The sequence below is a fragment of the Rubrimonas cliftonensis genome, assembly GCF_900107585.1.
Taxonomy (GTDB): Bacteria; Pseudomonadota; Alphaproteobacteria; order Rhodobacterales; family Rhodobacteraceae; genus Rubrimonas; species Rubrimonas cliftonensis.
In genome coordinates this window covers 278292-297133 of sequence record NZ_FNQM01000003.1, presented here as the reverse complement: position 1 = coordinate 297133, position 18842 = coordinate 278292, and the positions used below count along the sequence as shown (strand labels likewise).

The window sequence follows — 18842 nt, the reverse complement described above, 5'->3', positions numbered from 1 at the left end:
GTCGTGCTCGGGTCGGCGTGCTCGGGTCGGCGTGGCTCAGCTCAGGCGGTCGAGCATCGCCTGCGTTATGAGGGTAACGCCCTTCTCGCTGACGCGAAAGCGCTTTGCATCGGCGGTCGGGTCTTCGCCCACCACCAGTCCGGGCGGGATGATAACGCCGCGGTCGAGCACCACGTCGCGCAGCTGCGCCCCGCGCCCGATGACGCAGCGCGGCAGCGCCACCACCCCCTCCAGTCGCGAGAACGAGTTCACCCGCACCCCGGTGAACAGCAGGCTGCGCGAGACCGACGCGCCCGAGACGACGCAGCCTCCGGAGACCAGCGACGACACCGCCATGCCCCTCCGCCCGTCCTCGTCATGGATGAATTTCGCGGGCGGCGAGAGTTCCGTGTGCGTCCAGATCGGCCAGTCCTCGGAGTAGATGTCGAGCGCGGGCTCGAAATCCGTCAGGTCGAGGTTGGCGGCGTGGAAGGCGTCGACCGTCCCGACGTCGCGCCAGTAGGGCTCGCGCTCCGTCCCGGTCATCACGCAGCTGTCGCTGAAGCGGTGCGCCATCGCGCGGCCGTTCTCCACGATGTACGGAATGACGTTCTTCCCGAAATCATGCTCGGTGTCGGGGTCGGCTGCGTCGCGCTGGAGCTGCTCGATAAGGAAGTTCGTCTCGAAGACGTAGATGCCCATGGAGGCGAGAGCGAGGTCGGGGTTGTCGGGCGTCGCGGGCGGGTCGGCGGGCTTCTCGACGAAGGCCGTGATGCGCCCGGCGGCGTCGGTCGCCATGACGCCGAAGCCCGTAGCCTCCATTCTCGGCGCCTCGATGCAGCCCACCGTCACGTCGGCGCCCGACTCGACATGGGCGGCGATCATCAGCGAATAGTCCTGCTTGTAGATGTGGTCGCCCGCGAGGATCACGATGTAGCGCGGCGCGTAGCCCTCGATGATGTCGATGTTCTGCGTCACGGCGTCGGCGGTGCCGAGATACCAGCTCCGCTCGTCGACGCGCTGGGAGGCGGGCAGGATGTCGAGACCCTCGCCGCGGCCCGCGTTCAGGAAGCTCCAGCCCCGCTGGAGGTGGCGGATGAGCGAGTGCGCCTTGTACTGGGTCGCGACGCCGATGCGCCGGATGCCGGAGTTCAGCGCGTTCGACAGCGCGAAGTCGATGATCCGGCTCTTGCCGCCGAAATAGACCGCCGGCTTGGCGCGGGTGTCGGTCAGCTCCCGCAGCCGCGACCCGCGCCCGCCGGCCAGAATGAAAGCCATCGACTGGCGCGCCAGCGCCCCCGTCTCGACCCGATCCAGCGCCATCCATCCCCCTGATGCGGCGCTTCTCCGGGCTTCGGTTCGCCCCTGGCCGCTGCGGCCACGATGACCGAACGGGTATCGCGGCGCAACGATCAAGGCGCGAGGATGGATGTGTCTTGGAACTGTCGCGTGCCGGCGTTAACACTTTTTGGCGCGAGTTCGACGCAAGCGCTTCAACCACCAGCAGAGCCGCGACAGCGGCAGGAAACCACCCGATGACGCCACGCATCATGCTTCTCGCCGCCGCCGCCGCCGCTCTGGCCGGCGCAGCCGCCGCCGACACCATCCGCATCGCGACGTTCAACGCCTCGATGAACCGCAACGCCGCCGGCGAGCTTCGCGCCGACCTCGAAAGCGGGACCAACCAGCAGCTCAGGACGATCGCCGAGATCATCCAGCGGGTGGACCCCGACGTGCTGCTGATCAACGAGTTCGACTACGAGGCCGCCGGCGATCTGCCCGCGCTCTTCAACAGCAACTACCTCAACATCGGCCAGAACGTCTCCGGCGCGGGCCCGGCAGCGCCGGTCGACTACGCCTACAGCTTCACGGCGCCCTCCAACACCGGCGTGGCCTCGGGATTCGACCTCGACAACAACGGTTCGGTCGGCGGACCCAACGACGCCAAGGGCTTCGGCTTCTTCGAGGGCCAGTTCGGCATGGCCGTATTCTCGAAATACGAGATCGACGCCGCGAACGCGCGCACCTTCCAGAACTTCCTGTGGAAGGACATGCCGGGCGCCCGCCTGCCGGTCGACCCCGCCGACGGCGCGGCGTGGTATTCCGACGAGGACCTCGCCGTGCTGCCGCTGTCGTCCAAGAGCCACTGGGATCTGCCCGTCATCGTCGGCGGCGAGACGGTCCACCTGCTCGCCAGCCACCCGACGCCGCCAGTGTTCGACGGCCCCGAGGACCGCAACGGCCTGCGCAACGCCGACGAGATCCGCTTCTGGGCGGATTACGTCAACGGCGAGGACTACTTCTACGACGATTTGGGCGGTCTCGGCGGCCTCGGCGCCGACGCGAAGTTCGTCATCGTGGGCGATCTCAACTCCGATCCGGTCGACGGCGACAGCCTGCCCGGCGCGGCGCAGCAGCTGCTCGACGACCCGCTGGTGAACACCTCGCTGACGCCGGGCTCGGAGGGCGGCGTCGACGCCGCTTCGCGGCAGGGCGGCGCCAATCTCAGCCATGTCGGCGACCCGTTCTTCGACACCGCCGACTTCGCCGACAGCGCGCCGGGCAACCTGCGCGCCGACTACGTTCTGCCCTCCGCGACGCTCGACCTCATCGCGGCGGGCGTATTCTGGCCCAAGCCGAACGATCCGTTGTTCGCACTCGCCGGCGACTTCCCGTTCCCGAGCTCCGATCACCGTCTGGTCTGGGTCGACGTCGCCGTGTCGCCGGCGCCGATCCCGCTGCCGGCCGCCGCATGGCTGCTGCTCGGCGGGCTCGGCGCGCTGGGCCTGGCGGGCCGTCGCCGCGCTTGAACCCGGCGCGCTCGCCTGCGCCGGCCCGTCGCGGGCGGCGCCTGGAGCAAAACCGTGTCAGGGGGCGGGCGGCAAGGCCTCGGCCAGCCGCCCGCCGACGCGCAGCGGGCTGATGCGCCGCGCCGCGCCGGTGGCGGGGTCGGCGTCCACCACCACGCCGCAGAGCGTCGCCGGCCCCGCGGCGGGCTCGAAGCGCTCGCCCGGCATCCCGGTGACGAAGCGGCGCAGGGGCTCCAGCTTCGCCATCCCGATCACGCTGTCGTAGTCGCCGCACATGCCGGCGTCGGCCTGGAAGCCCGTGCCCTTCGCCAGCACCTGCGCGTCGGCCGTCGGCACATGGGTGTGCGCGCCGACGACGAGCGTCGCCCGGCCGTCGAGCCAGTGGCCCATCGCCATCTTCTCCGAGGTCGCCTCGGCGTGGATCTCGACGATCACCGCCGAGACGCCGCCGGCGCCGAGGGGCGACGCCTTCAGCGCGGCGTCCAGCGCCGAGAACGGGTCGTCGTAGGGCTGCTTCATGAACACGCGCCCCAGCGCGACGGCCACCGCCACCCGGCGGCCCCGCGGCGCGTCGAACACGCGAAAGCCCGCGCCCGGCGCCGTGCGGCCGATGTTGAGCGGACGCAGCACCCGCGGCTCCTTCTCGATGGCCTGGAGCATGTCGCGCTGGTCGAAGGCGTGGTCGCCCAGCGTCACGACGTCCGCGCCGGCGGCGAGGATCTCCGCGGCGATCTTGCCGGTGCAGCCGAAGCCGCCGGCGGCGTTCTCGGCGTTCACCACCACGAAATCGGCGCCCAGCCCGGCGCGCAGGCCCGGCAGCCGCTCCGCCACCGCGTCGCGCCCGGCGCGGCCGACGACGTCGCCGAGATAGATCAGCCGCATCTGATGAGTTCGCTCTCGGTCACGATCATGTCGAGGCGCGCGTCGGTCGGCTCGCGCGGGACCGCCGCGACCTCCTGCCCGGCGTAGGCGAAGCCGATGGCGCGCACCGCCCCCGCGGCGCGCAAGGCGGCCAGCGTGCGGTCGTAGAAGCCGCCGCCGTAGCCGAGCCGGAAGCCCGCCCGGTCGAAGGCGAGCATCGGCGCGATCACCACGTCCGGCGTCAGGGTCGTCTCGTCGGCGGGGATCTCCACGCCGAACACGCCCATGGTCGTGAGCGCGCCGGGCCGCCAGCGCCGAAAGACCAGCGGCCGGCCCTTCGCCTCGACCACGGGCATGCAGAGCGCGGCGCCGCGCGCGGCGAGGCGCGTCAGCGCGGGCGCGGGGTCGAGTTCGCTGCGGAACGCCAGATATCCGGAGACCGTCGCGCCGGGGGGCAGGTCCGCGAGGGCCGCGTCGAGCCGCTCCGCCGCAGCCTCGGCCGCTCCGGGCGCGGCGGCGTGGGCGGCGTCGCGTCTCGCGGCGGCGGCGTCGCGTGCAACGCGCTTGTCAGCCTTGACTGCGCTCATGGCGTGCGCCGGCGGTCAGGGGCGGCGGGCCCGTCGCGACCGTGGCGGCGTTGATCCTCGCGAGCCTGGAGATCCAGGTGGGCGCCAGGTGCGATAGGCCAGGGCCAGTCGCAGAGCCAGCTCCCGCGAGTATGTTTAAGGCCACCGGGATTCAAACCGCGCACGAGAAGGACAGAACCCGCCTCCGCGTAATCTAATGGCTCGCGCGCGCCGCGCAACAGGGCGCTGCGCGGGCCCTCTGGCGGCCCGGCGCGGCGCGGGATCACGCCCCGGCGTCCGCGACCAGCCGCTCCAGCCGGGCGGTCGCCGCGTCGATCCCGGAGAAGTCCTCAGGGGCCGCCGCCGTCTCCGCATCCGAAAGCCTGTCGGCCAGCACCAGCGCGGCCATCAGCAGCAGCCGCGCCTCGCCGACAGCGCCGATCTGGGCGGCCAGCGCCCGCAGCTCGGCGTCGACCACGCGCGCCAGCTCCGCCAGCCGCTTCTCCTGACCGTCCTCGCAGGCGAGCTGGTAGCTGCGCCCGCCTACCGACACGTCCAGCGTCGCCATCGCTCAGCCCTCCCCCAGCTTCGTCGCCGCGACCCTCATGCGCCTTCCTCCTCGGCCAGCGCGCGCAGTTCGGCGATGGCCGCGTCGAGTTCGGCGGTGGCGGCCGCCCGCCGGGCGGTCTCGCGCTTGAGCTCCGCCGACAGCGCGGCGCGCTCGCGCAGCGCCTCGTCCCGGTCCGCCGCGGCCTCGTCGCGCTCGGCCTCCGCCTGCGCCTGCGCCGCGCGCGCCGCCTGCAGCGCCTTCGCCCGCGCGGCGAGCGCGGTTTCGAGCCGGTCGATCAGCTCCTCCAGCCGCGCCGCCCGCGTCGCCGCTTCGCCCATGCGCTCAACTCCGCCGTCCAAGTGCTCGGCGCGCCCGGCGCGAATCGCCCTGAGCCGCCGTCGCGCGGGCAGTATTTCAACCCCGCCACCGGCCCACAACCGCGGCCGCGACGCCGCCGAGCCTTGACCGAAGCGCCCTCGCGCAGCAAGAGCGGGCCAGCCGCGGCTCCGGCCGCGCCAGACGAAGCATCGACACGACGCTCCACCCCGGCGCAGCGCCAGCGCCGCCGCCACAGCGAGGCCTTCTCCCGTGACCAACGCCGCGACCCCCGCCGTCGACATCGCCGCGCTACGCGCCCGCCATCCCGAGCACTTCCGCATGGCCACCGCGCTGCGCGTGCTGACGCTCGACGCGGTCGCCGCCGCCAACTCCGGCCATTCCGGGATGCCGATGGGCATGGCCGACGTCGCGACGGTGCTGTTCTCGAAGCATCTGCGCTACGACGCCGCCGACCCCGCCTGGCCCGACCGCGACCGCTTCGTGCTCTCCGCCGGCCACGGCTCCATGCTGCTCTACGGCCTGCTGCACCTGACCGGCGTCAAGGACGTGCCTATCGAGGAGCTGAGGAACTTTCGCCAGCTCGGCGCCAGGACCGCCGGCCACCCCGAATACGGCCACTGCCCGGGCGTGGAGACGACCACCGGCCCGCTGGGGCAGGGGCTCGCCAACGCCGTCGGCATGGCGATCGCCGAGCGCTCGCTCGCGGCGCGCTTCGGCAGGGCGGTCGACCACCGCACCTGGGTGATCGCCGGCGACGGCTGCCTGATGGAGGGCGTCAGCCAGGAGGCGATCACGCTGGCCGGCCACCTGCGTCTCGACCGCCTGATCGTGCTGTTCGACGACAACGGGGTGTCCATCGACGGCCCGCTCTCCATCGCCGACAGCACCGACCAGCGCGCCCGCTTCGCGTCCGCCGGCTGGAACGTGCTCGACGTGGACGGCCACGACCCTGACGCCGTCGACGCCGCGATGACCGAGGCGAAGAAGGCCGACCGGCCGACGATGATCGCCTGTCGCACCCGCATCGGTCTCGGCGCCCCGACCAAGGAGGGCACCGCGCCCGCCCATGGCGCCATCACCGACAAGGCCGAGATCGCCGGGGCCCGCGCCGCCTATGGCTGGGAGCACGGCCCCTTCGAGATCCCCGCCGACGTCGCGAAGCTGTGGGCGGCGGCTGGAGGCCGCGGCGCCAGCCTGCGCGCGGAGTGGCTCACCCGCATCGCGGCGCTGTCGGAGCGCAAGCGCGCCGAGTTCGAGCGCTGCATGGCCGGCGAACCGCCCGCACGTCTCGCCTCCGTCGTGCGCGCGCTCAAGAAGACGCTCTCCGCCGAGGGCAAGGCGGTCGCGACCCGCGCCGCCTCGCAGACCGCGCTCAACGCGATCAACCCGGTGATGCCCGAGACGCTGGGCGGCTCCGCCGACCTGACCGGCTCGAACAACACCCGAAGCGGCGACATGAGCGTGTTCACCGCGGAGCACCACGCCGGGCGCTACATCCACTACGGCATCCGCGAGCACGGCATGGCCGCGGCGATGAACGGCATGGCGGCCCATGGCGGCGTGGCGCCCTATGGCGGCACCTTCCTCGTCTTCGCGGACTATTCCCGCCCGGCCATTCGCCTCTCGGCGCTGATGGGGCTGCGCGTCGTCCATGTCCTGACCCATGACAGCATCGGCCTAGGCGAGGACGGCCCGACACACCAGCCGGTCGAGCAGGTCGCCATGCTGCGCGCGACGCCCAACCTCATGGTGTTCCGCCCCGCCGACAGCGTCGAGACCGCCGAGGCGTGGGAGCTGGCGCTGTCCTCGACGCGCACGCCGTCGGCGCTGGCGCTGACGCGGCAGAACCTGCCGCTGCTGCGCACAACGCACACGTCGAAGAACCTCGTCGCACAGGGCGCCTACGTCATCGCCGAGTCGGTCGCGAAGCGCCGCGTCGTGCTGATGGCCACCGGCTCGGAAGTCGAGATCGCCATGGGCGCCAAGGCCCTGCTGGAGGCGGAGGGGATCGGCGCCCGCGTCGTCTCGATGCCCTGCTGGGAGCTGTTCGAGGCCCAGCCCGAGGCCTATCGCAAGCGCGTTCTGCCGCGCGGCCCGGTGCGCGTCGGCGTCGAGGCCGCCATGCGCCAGGGCTGGGACCGCTGGCTCTGCGGCGAGGGCGGCGACGCGCGCAAGACCGGTTTCGTCGGCATGGAGGGCTTCGGGGCCTCGGCGCCCTACAAGGAACTCTACGCCCATTTCGGGATCACTGCGGAGGCGGTCGCCAGCAAGGCGAAGTCGCTGCTCTGAACCGGCGCGCGCTCGCTCCGCCCCGAACCCGCCCGCCTGCGGCAGGCTCGGGGCGGGTGCGACCTTTAGGCGCGTAAGGGCTTCTCTGGTTAACCGAAGCGTCATTAATCTGTCGCTATTCTGTCGACATCGGCGCGGTTTCTCGCCCGGCTTTCCCGGGCGTCCGCGCGCTGTCGCGGAGGTTCAGCGATGGGGTTCAGGAAAGTCATGTCCGCCGGTGCGCTCGCCGCACTGCTCGCCACCGCCGCTTCCGCCGCGGGATCGCCCGCCTGGCGCCCCCAGACGCGGGAGGATCTCTCGCTGCTGCTGAGATGCGGCGAGGTTCTCGAGGCCGAGATCGCGCGGGCCTCGGCGCGGCTCGCCGTCACGGTCTGGACCCGCGGCCACCAGCGCGTCTGGCGCATGTCCGCCGACATGGCGCTGATCGAGGCTGCGCTCGACGCCGCCATGGACCGCCCGACGCGCGAGGCCGCGCGCGCCGCGCTTGCTGTCGATGCGGCGTCGGAGACGTCGCCGGAGGCGCTGGGCGCCTGTGGAGAACTCGCCCGTCGCATCCATGGCGCCGGCGGCGCGGACGGCGCGCCCCTGCCGCGGATGCCGTCCGGCGGCCTCTACTCGTCCTACGAGCCCGAGATGCGCTGACCGGCCGCGCGCGCCGCGGCCGGGCCCTGCTCGGCGCGCCGCGACGCCGCCCGCGCCCTCAGCGCCTCCGCGCCGCGCCCGAGGCCGTGCGGCGTCTTGCGCCACAGCGTCGGCGAGACGAAGAGCTCGACGACCGCCAGCCACGCCGCCGCCGCGCCCAGCGGCCAGTAGAGCGTCAGCGAGGGTATCCACTTCCACAGCCAGCGTTCGCCGCGCCGGTGGGTGGCGATGAGCGCGGCGGCGATCATCGCGCACCAGCCGGCGATCTGCGTCGTCGCCAGGCCCCAGACCAGCCAGCCCGGCGCCTCGGCGAACCAGGCCGGCGCGGCGCCGAACATCCCCATGATCCAGAACGCCCAGAACGCCGGCAGGCCGAGATAGGCCGCCGCAGCCCCCAGAAACAGCGCCTGAAAGCCGATGAAGCCGCGCGCCCCGAGGTCGCGCCACAGCGCCGCCGGCCGGCGCATGTGCGCCAGCCACGTCGCCATGAAGCCCTTCAGCCAGCGCGAGCGCTGCCTCAGCCACTGGCCCGTCTGGCTCGACGCCTCCTCGAAGGTGCATGAGGCGCTGATCTCGCAGCGGAAGCCCGCCCGCGCCAGCCGCATGCCGAGTTCGGCGTCCTCGGTGACGTTGTGCGCGTCCCACCCGCCGACCTGCTCCAGCGCGGCGCGGCGGAAGAACACCGACGTGCCCCCGAGCGGGATCGGCAGGCTCAACGCCCGGAAGCCGCGCAGCAGCACGTCGAACCACATCGCGTACTCGATCGCGAAGCACCGCGTCAGCCAGTTCTCGCGCGCGTTGTAGTAGGCGAGGCGGCACTGCACGCAGGCGACCTCGGGCGGCGCGTTGCGCAGGATGCGGGCGACGCGGCGGATCTGGTCCGGCTCGGGAAGATCCTCCGCGTCATAGACCCCGATGATCTCGCCCTCGGCGAAGTCCAGCGCGACGTTCAGCGCGCGCGGCTTGGTGCGCGGCGCGCCCGCGGGCGCGGTGATGACCGTGCAGAAGGGTGGCGGCGGCGTCGCCTCCAGCGCGGCGCGGGTCCGGAGGTCGCCTTCCTCAAGGATCAGCTTGACGTCGAGCAGCTCGCGCGGCCAGTCGAGGCGCTCGAGCGCGTCGAACAGAACGGGCGCCGTCTCCGGCTCGTCAAGCAGCGGTATCAGCAGGGTGACACGGGGCGGCGGCAGCCGCGCCGGCAGCGACACGGCGTCCGCCGGCGTCGCCGGCTCGGGGTCGCGCGGCGCGATGAGCGCGGCGCGCAGGACGGCGATCCGCACCGCCGCGTTGAGCGCGTTGATCGCAAAGAGCCCGGTGATGGCCGATATCAGCAGGGCCGCCGGCGCGAGCGAGGCGGCCAGCGCGAGCGCGCCGAGCAGCGGCCAGCGCCAGCGCGCGAAGAGACCCGTCCTGACGCTCGTCGCCGCTGGCGCCCGCGTCGCGGCGGCCTGCGCGATCGCGGGACCGTGGGCGGCGAGCATCGCCTCGGCGATCTCCTGCGCCGGCGCCAGCGCCAGGATCGCGGCGTCGGGCGCGACGCCGAGCGTCGCGAGCCCGCGCCGCGCCTCGGCCTCGTCGGCGGCGACATAGACGACGGCGTTCCCGCTCCGCCTCCACGGCGCGATCCTGTGGGCGAGACAGACGGCGAGGGCGTTCTCGCCCTGCAGGAGCGAGGCGTCGAGCGGGCTCGCGCGCAGGTCGGCGCGTTGCAGCCCGGCCTGACGCGCCGCCGCCCCTGCGACGGCGCCGGCGCTCGCGAGCCCGGTGTGCGCCACGATCAGCCCAAGTCGCGCGGCGCTCTCGCGCTGGGCCGAAAGCGCGCTGTCGAGCTGGGCGGCGTCGAGAAGGCCCATCTCCACCATCAGCGACCCGAGGCGTTGCCGCGCCGCCACGGCGGCGCTCGCCACCGCGTTCAAGACCTGCTCTGCGTTTTGCCGGTCGCCGGCGGCATCCGCGTCGGGCTCGCTCTTGTCCATGCGTCTCACAACCCTCAGCGACCGCCCAACCACCGCAAGAAAATCCCCCGCGTCGCCGCGCCGCGCAACAAACATGGAAGAGTCTGCGCTCCGGCAGCCAAGCAATTGCGGAAATGTAGCATTTTCGCATCAAATCTACGAAAAAGGTGATGAGGCGCTCCGGCGGCGGGCTTGGCGGGCCGCGGCTGACTTACCCTGCGTCACAACGCGGCGAAGTCCGCTACAGAACGAGGGTCTCCACCATGGATCAGAGCAGATTTTCGCCTTGCCTCGCCGCCCTGGCCGCTACAGTCGTCGCCATGGCGACGCCGGTCGCCGCGGCCGATCTCTTCACGATCACCGTCACCGTGCCGCAGGGGGAGGGCGAGTCGACAGGCAGCACCGCTTTCGGCAACATCGACGACATCGTGACGATCATCGAGAACGGCGACTTCGCGGCGATCAACCCGGACTACACACAGGAGTCGCTGATGGAGAGCATCAGCAACATCCGCGGGCTCGACGCGATCGTGGCGTACCGCGACGAGGGCCCCACGCTCACCTTCGAAATCCCGTCGATCGGCGTGTCGGAGACCTTCTCCGAGGCGACCCGCGGCGAAAGCGAGCGTGCTCTGGAGGATTTCCTGCGCGACAACGAGGAAGGGCTTCTGACCCAGATCCTGCAGGCGCTGGCCGAGCAGTCGCCGGTCGATCCCGTGGCGGGCAACCCCAACAGTCTCCAGAGCAAGATGGTCGAGTCCGACTTCGCCATCGCGTCCGGCATCGGCAACGGGACGTCCTTCGCCAACGTGTCTCGCACGGGCAGCGGCGAGACGGGCGAAGCCGCCGATGAAGCCGGATCGGCGCCGAACCTGATCGGCCTGGGCGCGCGCTTCGGCTCCTTCAGCGCCGGCGGCTTCCAGAGCAACGTGGTCGATCTGCCGATCGGCTACGTCATTCCGCTGGCCGATCCGCGCTGGGCGGTGAACATCAGCGCGCCGCTCACCTATGTCGAGACCGAGGGGACCGACACCTACGCCGCGTCGGTCGGCGTCGGTCTGCGCGTGCCCGTGCTCGACAACTGGTTCGTGACGCCGGCGCTGCGGTTCGGCGGCACCGGCTCCGAGGAGCTCGGCGCGGCGTCGCTGCTGTACAGCGGCTCGATCACGTCCAGCTTCCAGCTCGACGCCTTCGGCCTGGGCTTCAGGCTCGGCAACAGCGTCGCGTACCTGCAGACCATCCCGGTCGAGTTCCAGGACTCCGACATCGACTACGACCTCCAGAACGTCGTCACGCGCAACGGTCTCGGCGTTTCCGGCGGGATCGGGTCCGAGCTCTACGGCGAGCCGCTCACCTGGGAGGCGTCGTTCGTCAACACGCTCTATTTCGGCGACTCGCTCTTTGTCGAGAACGCCAACGAGATCTCGTTCACCATCGGCACGGAGGCGTCGCAGAACGGGCTGGTCTGGGACTCGTTCCGGCTCGGCGTCTCCTACATCTTCACGGATGCGGACTATGACGGGTTCCGACTCAGCTTCGGGGCGCAGTTCTAGACGGCCCGCGCGCGTGCGGAGCCGTGTCGTCGCGCTTGCGCTCGGCCTCGTCGCGGCCTGCGTCCCGCCCCTCGCGGGGCGGGCCGCGGCGCAGGACCGTGTCGCGCTGCTGATCGGCGTCGGCGACTACGCCGCCGACGACCTCGACCTGCGCAACCCGGTGAACGACGCCAATGCGCTGCGACCGGTATTCGAGCGGCTGGGCTTCGATGTCACGGTCGTCGCAGACGCGGGCATCGCGGCGCTGGACGCGGCGCTGGACGGCTTCGCGGCGAAGCTCGAGGGCGCCGAGGTCGGCGCGCTGTTCTTCGCCGGCCACGGCCTTCAGATCGGCGGCGAGAACTACTTCCTCAGCGCCAGTCTCGACGCCGCGACGCTGCCGGCGATCGAGCGCAACGCCGTCACCCTCACGCGGCTGCGCGAGGTCTTTGCGCGCGCGCGGCCTGAGAGCTCGATCCTGATCCTCGACGCCTGCCGCAACACCCCTGTGCTGGGCGACGGGAGCGCGGAGGCTGAGCTGCGCGCCGCGGTGGGCCTCGCGCCGACGCCGCGGGCCCTGCCGGGCTATCTCATCGCCTATGCGACCGATCCCGGCAACGTCGCGGAGGACGGGGAGGGAAACAACTCGACCTTCACCACCGCGCTGCTCCAGCATCTCGCGACGCCGGGCCTCGACATCCGGCTGGTGTTCGGAAGGGTGCGGCAGGACGTGGTGCTCGCCTCGGGCGGGGCGCAGGTGCCCTGGGTCGAGGAGTCTCTGCTCGAAGGGCTCGAACTGCGGCCGCGCGACGGCGAGAGCCCGCCGATCGTTGACGAGATCGCCCTCTGGTCGTCCCTCGACCCTGATGATCCCGCCGACCTCAAGGCCTATCTCGCCGAGTTTCCGGACGGCGTGTTCAAGGAACTCGCGCGGCGCAGGCTGGAGCGCTTCGCCGGCGGCCAGTCCGACGACGCACCGGTGGACGCCGCGTCGCTCACCGCCGCGGCGGAGCCGGCGCGGCTCGGCGCAGCGCTGGCCGCGCTCGGCCATCTGCCGGAGGCGCAGGCCGAAGTCGCGGACGTCGCGGCGCTGACCGGGGCCGCGGCCTCCTATCTGCGCTCGGCCGGTCTGCGCGGCGGCGCCGTGCGGCCCGCTCAGGTCTACGCCGAAGCGGCGCGCGCCACCGCCCTGGTCGGGGCTTCCGTCGCGCGGCGCATCCGCGTCGACATGGCGGCGCTGGCGAGCGTGGAGAAGGTCTGGGAGGTCGCGACGACGGCGCAGGCCGAACTGCGCGCGCTCGCCGCCGACCGCCCCGACGCCGCCCCGCTGCTGGCGCAGGCCGCAGCCCAGGTCGCCCAGATCGACGAGGCCCGCGACCGCATCCTCGCGCGGCTCGACCAGAGCCGCGAGTACTACGCCCGCCAGTTGAACCGGGCCGTGCGCAACTTTCCGGAGGAGACCGCCCGCGCCCTCGGCGGGCTCACGCGCAGCCAGCCAGAAGGCGGCGCCGAGGCCGCGGCCCCCGCCATCGGCGACGCCGCCCTCCAGGCGGACATGCGCCTCTTTGCGGAGCATGTGCGAAAATCGTCCAACCCGCAGACACGAGGCACCATCGCATGGCTCGCCGACTTCCTGCCCGGCTGATCGCCGGCTTCCTCGTCCTGCTGGCGCTGGCCGCCTGCGCCGGCTCCGGGGTGCTTAGCTGGGAGCCGGAGACTGACGCCGAGCGCGCCCTGCGCGAGCAGGCGGAGGCGCTGCAGGCGACGGTGGGGGAGGGCAGCCTCGCCGGCGCGGCGATCGGCGCGGCGCTCGGCGCGGCCACCGGCAATGTCGGCGCGGCCTTTCAGGGCGCGCGCTTCGGCCAGTTCGCCGGGGCGGGCGCGGGCATCTACCTCAAGGCGCTGCAGAGCGACTTCGCGAACCGCGAGGCCCAGCTCGAGCAGATCGCGGCGGACCTGCAGCTCTCGATCGACGAGGTCGAGGCGGCGCTCGCCTCCATGCGCGCGGTGCTCGAGACGCAGCAGGCGCGGATCGCCGGCCTCGAACGGGCCGTCGCGGCGAACACCGCCACCCAGGCGCAGCTTGCGCGAGAGCGCGAGCGGGCCGAGCGCAACCTCGCCGAGATGAACAAGGCCATCGCCGGGGCCGAGGCGCGCGAACAGGTGTTCGCCGAGACCCGCGGCATCGTCGTCACCGCCGGCGACGCGCCGCCCGCCGAGGTCGCCGCCGGCGAGCAGGTGGACGGCTACCTGACGCTGCTGGCCGACCGCATCGCCTCCATGCGCGACATCGCCGGGACGCTCGCCAATGACATCTGACCGCAGAACCCGCCCGCCTGCGCCGCGCCTCGCCGCGGCTGTCCTCGCAGCGACGGCGGCGGCGGCCATGGCCGCCTGCGCGCCGAAAGCCGACCCCGCCGCCGGCGGCCTGCTGTCAGGCGTCGCGGGCGTCGCGGGCGGCGGCTACCAGGCGCGTGTGGACGAGCGACAGGCGACCGTCGACGATCTCGGCGAGACCGAGGCCGCCGCGGCGCGGCAGGCCGCCGAGGCCGAGGCGCAGGTCGCCGCCAACGCGGCGCGCATCGAGGCGCTGGAGCTCGACCTCGCGCGCTCCCGCGCCGCGATCCGGCGGGCGCTGGAGGCGCCGGCCACCATCGCGGAGCTGCCGCCGGCGGAGGCGCAGGCGGCGGCCGACTTCCTGCGCCAGACCAGCGCCGACCGCTATGCGGGGCTGACCCCGGACGCGCGCATCGCGGCGCTGAGCGAGGCCATCTCCGGCGCCGCCGAGCTCGCCGACCGTCTCGCCGCCATCGGCGCGCTCTGACGCCGCCGCGCGCGCCTTTCCCTCCCGCGCGCGGCGCCCTAGAAGCGGGCGCGGCGCGAGACGGAGGGTGACATGCGCAAGGCGGAGCTATCGCGGAACACGTCCGAAACGCAGATTTCGCTCTCGCTCGCTCTCGACGGCTCGGGGCGCTGCGACGTCGCCACCGGCGTGGGCTTCTTCGACCACATGCTCGCACAGATCGCGCGCCACGCGCTGTTCGACCTCACTCTCCGCGCGAAGGGCGACCTGCACATCGACGACCACCACACGGTGGAGGACTGCGGCATCCTGCTTGGCCGGGCGCTCCGCGAGGCGCTGGGCGACAAGGCGGGGATACGCCGCTACGGATCGTGCCTGCTGCCGATGGACGAGGCGCTGACGCGCGCCGCGCTAGACCTCTCCGGCCGGCCCTTCCTGGTGTGGTCGCTGCCGTTCCCGACGCAGAAGATCGGCTCCTTCGACACCGAACTGGTGCGCGAGTTCTTCACAGGATTCGCGATGAACGGCGGCGTCACGCTCCATGTCGAGGGGCTCGCCGGCGCCAACAGCCACCACATCGCGGAAAGCGCGTTCAAGGCCGTCGCGCGCGCCCTGCGCGAGGCGGTCGAGCCCGACCCGCGCGCCCCCGCCGGCCCGCCGTCCACCAAGGGCACGCTGAGCGCATGAGCCGTCTGTTCACCGTGCATCTGCCGGAGAGGGCCGACCCGGCGCGCGCCGTGCTGATCGAGGACCGCTGGCGCTGGACGGCCTTCGCGCTGCCGCTGCTCTGGGCGCTCTGGAACCGGCGCTGGCTGTTGGCCCTCGCCCTGCTGGCCGCCGGCGCCGGGACGGCCGCGCTCGCGATGACGGGCGGCCCTGCGGCTGCGGCGGCCGTCGATCTCGCGGTGCGGCTGGCGATGGGCTTCGAGGCCGGCGCCGCCTCCCGGCTCGAGCTGCGGCTGCGCGGCTGGCGCGACCTCGGCGGCGTGACCGCCGACAGCGCCGACGCCGCCGCCCTGCGCTGGCTGCGCCGCCGCGCCGGCGCCGCCGTCCCGACCGCGGCGCCCTCCGGACCTTGGGGCGCGCCGGGATGAGCACCGTCATTCTCGATTACGGCTCCGGCAACCTGCGCTCCGCACTCAAGGCGTTTCAGCGCATGGCGGAGGAGACCGGCCGCGGCGGCCCCGTCTCGCTCACCGCCGACCCAGAGGCGATGATGCGCGCCGATCGCGTCGTGCTGCCCGGCGTCGGCGCCTTCGCCGACTGCGCGCGCGGCGTCGAGGCCGCCAGCCTGCGCGCGGCGCTGGAGGAAAAGGTGATCGCCAGAGGCGCGCCGTTCCTCGGCATCTGCGTAGGGATGCAGCTTCTGGCGACTGTGGGGCGCGAGCATGGCGACTGGCCGGGCTTCGGCTGGATCCCTGGCGAGGTCGCGCGGCTTGAACCGACGCAGGGCGACGGCCCGCGCCTCAAGGTGCCGCAGATCGGCTGGAACGCGCTGAGCGTCGCCGACCACCCGCTGTTCGACGGGATCGCAGAGGGCGACCACGCCTATTTCGTCCACTCCTATCATCTGCGGGCCGAGAACCCCGCCCATGTGCTCGCGACCGCCGACCATGGCGGGCGCTTCGCCGCCGCGGTCGGCCGCGACAACATCGCCGGCGTGCAGTTCCACCCGGAAAAGAGCCAGAGGACCGGCCTGCGCCTCATCGCCAATTTCCTGAGCTGGACGCCATGATCCTCTACCCCGCCATCGACCTGAAGGACGGCCAGTGCGTCCGCCTGCTGCGCGGCGCGATGGAGGCGGCGACCGTCTTCAACGACGACCCCGCCGCGCAGGCGGAGGCCTTCGTCAGCGCCGGCTGCGAGTGGGTGCATCTGGTGGACCTCAACGGCGCCTTCGCCGGCAGGGCGGTCAATGCGGCGGCGGTGGAGGCGATCCTCGCCCGCGTCTCCGTCCCCTGTCAGCTCGGCGGCGGCATCCGCGACATGGCCGCCATCGAGGCGTGGCTGGGGAAGGGCCTGGCGCGCGTCATCCTCGGCACCGTCGCGGTGCGCGACCCCGCGCTGGTGAAGGCGGCCGCCCGCGCCTTTCCTGGCAGGGTCGCGGTGGGTGTGGACGCCCGCGCCGGCATGGTGGCGGTCGAGGGCTGGGCGGAGAACACCGACATCTCCGCGCTCGACCTCGCCCGCCGCTTCGAGGACGCCGGCGTGGCGGCGCTGATCTACACCGACATCGACCGCGACGGCGCCATGCAGGGGCCGAACGTCGAGGCCACCGCCGCGCTCGCCCGCGGCGTCTCGATCCCGGTGATCGCCTCGGGCGGCGTCTCCTCGCTCGACGACCTGCGCGCGCTCAAGGCCTGCGGCGCGCCGCTTGACGGCGCCATCTCGGGCCGGGCCCTCTATGACGGCCGCATCGACCTCGCCGAGGCCGTGGCGCTGCTGAGGGGGTGAGCGGAATGGACTTCGGAATGGACTTCGCCACATGGGCCGCCTTCGCCGCCGCGTCCACGGCGCTGCTGCTGATCCCCGGCCCGACCGTGCTGCTGGTGGTGAGCTATGCGATGGGGCGCGGCTGGCGGGTCGCGGCGCCGATGGCCGTCGGCGTGGCGCTCGGCGATCTGGTCGCGATGACCGCTGCGATGCTCGGCGTGGGCGCGCTGCTCGCGGCCTCTGCGACGCTGTTCATGGCGGTGAAGTGGATCGGCGCCGCATGGCTCGCGTGGCTCGGGCTGAAGCTCTGGCGCGCTGGCGGCGCGACGCCGGTTGAGGCCCGCGCCGACGCGGCGCCGCCCGAGAGGATGCTCGGCCACGCCTTTCTGGTGACGGTGCTAAACCCGAAGTCTATCCTGTTCTTCGTCGCCTTCGCGCCCCAGTTCGTCGATCCGGCGCGCGCCTTCGCGCCGCAGATGACGACGCTGACGGCGACCTTCGTGACGCTCGCCTTCGTCAACGCGCTCGGCTACGCGCTGGCCGGCGCGCGGGCCGGCCGGCTGGCGCGCAGCCCGCGGGCGATGCGGCTGGTCAACCGGATCGGGGGCGGCGCGCTGATGGCGGCCGGCGCGGCGATGGCGCTGACGCGGCGGGCGGCGTGAGCGCGGGCGGCTTGGCGGCGCACGCGCGCGGCGGCCGGTGACGCGCTGGTGGGTCGCCGAGACGCCGTCGCGCGCGCGGGGGCGCGGTCATGTCGATGGCTGCGGCTGGGGGCCGGGCGGGCTCTCGGGCGCGCTCGTCGGGCGCGAGCCGGTGGTGTGGCACGGGCCGTTCGAGAACCGGCGGGACGCGGATAACACCCTGCGCCGCCTGCGCAATCGCGGCTGGGAGGACGTGCGCTGGTGCGCCGCCTGCGCCGGAGAGGAGGAGCCATGCTGAAGGCCCGCGTCATCCCCTGCCTCGACGTCAAGGAGGGGCGCGTCGTGAAGGGCGTCAACTTCGTCGACCTGCGCGACGCCGGCGACCCGGTCGAGCAGGCCGCCGTCTATGACGCCGCCGGCGCCGACGAGCTGTGCTTCCTCGACATCGCCGCCAGCCATGAGAACCGCGGCACCCTGCTCGACGTGGTCGCCCGCACCGCCGAGCGCTGCTTCATGCCGCTGACCGTGGGCGGCGGGGTGCGCGCGGTGGAGGACATCCGCCAGCTGCTGCTCGCCGGGGCCGACAAGGCCTCGATCAACACCGCGGCGGTGAAGAACCCCGAGCTTGTGCGCGCGGCGGCCGAGAAGTTCGGCAGCCAGTGCGTCGTGGTCGCCATCGACGCCAAGGCCGTCGGCCCGGGCCGCTGGGAGATATTCACCCATGGCGGGCGCACGCCCACCGGCATCGACGCGGTGGCGTTCGCGAAACGCGTCACCAGCCTCGGCGCCGGCGAGATCCTGCTGACCTCGATGGACCGCGACGGCGCCCGCATCGGCTTCGACCTCGGGCTCACCCGCGCCGTGGCCGACGCGGTGGACGCGCCTGTGATCGCCTCGGGGGGCGTGGGGACGCTCGATCACCTCGTCGACGGCGTGCGCGAGGGCCATGCCGACGCCGTGCTCGCCGCCTCCATCTTCCATTTCGGCGAGCACTCCATCGCGGAGGCCAAGGCCCACATGGCCGCCGCCGGCATCCCCGTGAGGCTGCAATGACCGTGCTCGACCGCCTCGCGGCGACCATCGAGGCCCGCAAGGCGGCGGACCCGGCCTCGTCCCACACCGCCGGGCTGCTGGCGAAGGGGCCGGCCAGATGCGCTGAAAAATTCGGCGAGGAGGCGGTGGAGGCGATCATCGCCGCTGCGCAGGGAGATCGCGCCGCGCTGGTCGCCGAATGCGCCGACGTCCTCTATCACATGGCGGTGATGCTCGCCGCCCAGGGCCTGGGCCTCGCGGACGTCCTGGCCGAGCTGGAGCGGCGCGAGGGCGTCTCCGGCGTCGTCGAGAAGGCCTCGCGCAAGGGCGGCTGATCCGCTCTCGTCGCGGATTGATCCGCCTCAAGGCGGCCGCGCGGCGCAGGGGGGATCACGGGCGGGCGCAACCCGAAC

General features: G+C 72.9%; 21 protein-coding genes. 15 read left to right on the top strand and 6 right to left on the bottom strand.

Annotated features, from left to right (window positions below):
• Positions 1-36: 36 nt before the first annotated feature.
• Positions 37-1302 (bottom strand): glucose-1-phosphate adenylyltransferase, encoded by a 1266-nt coding sequence (gene glgC, locus BLW43_RS06935; protein WP_093250829.1) that lies wholly within the window; start codon positions 1300-1302, stop codon positions 37-39.
• A 212-nt stretch (positions 1303-1514) separates the two neighbouring features.
• On the opposite strand from glgC, the gene BLW43_RS06930 reads away from it, so the two are divergent.
• A complete protein-coding gene (locus tag BLW43_RS06930; RefSeq protein ID WP_175478790.1) occupies positions 1515-2789 on the top strand; it encodes an endonuclease/exonuclease/phosphatase family protein in 1275 nt (424 codons plus the stop codon).
• A 57-nt stretch (positions 2790-2846) separates the two neighbouring features.
• Here the strand turns inward: BLW43_RS06930 and BLW43_RS06925 are convergent, their stop codons facing one another.
• The 4 genes from BLW43_RS06925 to BLW43_RS06910 all read right to left on the bottom strand — a co-directional run bounded on the left by BLW43_RS06925 (position 2847) and on the right by BLW43_RS06910 (position 5104).
• A complete protein-coding gene (locus BLW43_RS06925) occupies positions 2847-3671 on the bottom strand; it encodes a TIGR00282 family metallophosphoesterase (RefSeq protein WP_093250825.1) in 825 nt (274 codons plus the stop codon).
• Positions 3662-4237, bottom strand: a complete 576-nt coding sequence (locus tag BLW43_RS06920; RefSeq protein WP_093250816.1) for a 5-formyltetrahydrofolate cyclo-ligase — start codon at positions 4235-4237, stop codon at positions 3662-3664. Before BLW43_RS06920 ends, BLW43_RS06925 begins: the two co-directional genes overlap by 10 nt.
• Before the next feature lie 262 nt (positions 4238-4499).
• Complete coding sequence (locus tag BLW43_RS06915) at positions 4500-4784, bottom strand: cell division protein ZapA (RefSeq protein WP_093250814.1); 285 nt, start codon at positions 4782-4784, stop codon at positions 4500-4502.
• A gap of 35 nt (positions 4785-4819) precedes the next feature.
• The gene (locus BLW43_RS06910) at positions 4820-5104 is read right to left on the bottom strand and encodes a hypothetical protein (protein ID WP_093250812.1); all 285 of its coding nucleotides are present in this window, start codon (positions 5102-5104) and stop codon (positions 4820-4822) included.
• Between the two features lie 319 nt (positions 5105-5423).
• Here BLW43_RS06910 and tkt point away from each other — a divergent pair, with 319 nt between their 5' ends.
• Positions 5424-7394, top strand: coding sequence for a transketolase (tkt, locus tag BLW43_RS06905; protein ID WP_093251598.1), 1971 nt, complete (start codon positions 5424-5426; stop codon positions 7392-7394).
• Between the two features lie 189 nt (positions 7395-7583).
• The gene (locus BLW43_RS06900; protein WP_139283999.1) at positions 7584-8036 is read left to right on the top strand and encodes a hypothetical protein; all 453 of its coding nucleotides are present in this window, start codon (positions 7584-7586) and stop codon (positions 8034-8036) included.
• Here the strand turns inward: BLW43_RS06900 and BLW43_RS06895 are convergent.
• Positions 8015-10009, bottom strand: coding sequence for a glycosyltransferase family 2 protein (locus BLW43_RS06895; protein ID WP_175478789.1), 1995 nt, complete (start codon positions 10007-10009; stop codon positions 8015-8017). The two genes, BLW43_RS06900 and BLW43_RS06895, sit on opposite strands and share 22 nt — an antisense overlap.
• Positions 10010-10251: 242 nt before the next feature.
• Here BLW43_RS06895 and BLW43_RS06890 point away from each other — a divergent pair, with 242 nt between their 5' ends.
• From BLW43_RS06890 to BLW43_RS06835, 12 genes are all read left to right on the top strand, one after another.
• Positions 10252-11541: a hypothetical protein gene (locus BLW43_RS06890; RefSeq protein WP_139283998.1), complete on the top strand. Its 1290-nt coding sequence runs from the start codon at positions 10252-10254 to the stop codon at positions 11539-11541.
• Positions 11542-11554: 13 nt separating this feature from the next.
• A complete protein-coding gene (locus BLW43_RS06885) occupies positions 11555-13165 on the top strand; it encodes a caspase family protein (RefSeq protein WP_175478788.1) in 1611 nt (536 codons plus the stop codon).
• Complete coding sequence (locus BLW43_RS06880) at positions 13138-13839, top strand: hypothetical protein (protein ID WP_093250801.1); 702 nt, start codon at positions 13138-13140, stop codon at positions 13837-13839. The genes BLW43_RS06885 and BLW43_RS06880 overlap by 28 nt, the downstream gene beginning before the upstream one ends.
• The gene (locus tag BLW43_RS06875; RefSeq protein ID WP_139283997.1) at positions 13829-14344 is read left to right on the top strand and encodes a hypothetical protein; all 516 of its coding nucleotides are present in this window, start codon (positions 13829-13831) and stop codon (positions 14342-14344) included. Before BLW43_RS06880 ends, BLW43_RS06875 begins: the two co-directional genes overlap by 11 nt.
• Before the next feature lie 72 nt (positions 14345-14416).
• Positions 14417-15010 (top strand): imidazoleglycerol-phosphate dehydratase HisB, encoded by a 594-nt coding sequence (gene hisB, locus BLW43_RS06870; RefSeq protein WP_093250796.1) that lies wholly within the window; start codon positions 14417-14419, stop codon positions 15008-15010.
• Positions 15007-15417 (top strand): DUF2628 domain-containing protein, encoded by a 411-nt coding sequence (locus tag BLW43_RS06865; protein ID WP_093250793.1) that lies wholly within the window; start codon positions 15007-15009, stop codon positions 15415-15417. Before hisB ends, BLW43_RS06865 begins: the two co-directional genes overlap by 4 nt.
• Positions 15414-16058, top strand: a complete 645-nt coding sequence (gene hisH, locus BLW43_RS06860) for an imidazole glycerol phosphate synthase subunit HisH (RefSeq protein ID WP_093250791.1) — start codon at positions 15414-15416, stop codon at positions 16056-16058. Before BLW43_RS06865 ends, hisH begins: the two co-directional genes overlap by 4 nt.
• Entirely contained in the window at positions 16055-16777 is a 723-nt protein-coding gene (hisA, locus tag BLW43_RS06855) for a 1-(5-phosphoribosyl)-5-[(5-phosphoribosylamino)methylideneamino]imidazole-4-carboxamide isomerase (protein ID WP_093250787.1), read from the top strand. Before hisH ends, hisA begins: the two co-directional genes overlap by 4 nt.
• A 5-nt stretch (positions 16778-16782) precedes the next feature.
• Positions 16783-17418 (top strand): LysE family translocator, encoded by a 636-nt coding sequence (locus BLW43_RS06850; protein WP_245730953.1) that lies wholly within the window; start codon positions 16783-16785, stop codon positions 17416-17418.
• 37 nt (positions 17419-17455) lie between these two features.
• Positions 17456-17695: an SPOR domain-containing protein gene (locus BLW43_RS06845; RefSeq protein WP_093250784.1), complete on the top strand. Its 240-nt coding sequence runs from the start codon at positions 17456-17458 to the stop codon at positions 17693-17695.
• Positions 17689-18450, top strand: a complete 762-nt coding sequence (hisF, locus tag BLW43_RS06840) for an imidazole glycerol phosphate synthase subunit HisF (protein WP_093250781.1) — start codon at positions 17689-17691, stop codon at positions 18448-18450. Before BLW43_RS06845 ends, hisF begins: the two co-directional genes overlap by 7 nt.
• Positions 18447-18764: a phosphoribosyl-ATP diphosphatase gene (locus BLW43_RS06835; protein WP_093250777.1), complete on the top strand. Its 318-nt coding sequence runs from the start codon at positions 18447-18449 to the stop codon at positions 18762-18764. Before hisF ends, BLW43_RS06835 begins: the two co-directional genes overlap by 4 nt.
• Positions 18765-18842: the final 78 nt, after the last annotated feature.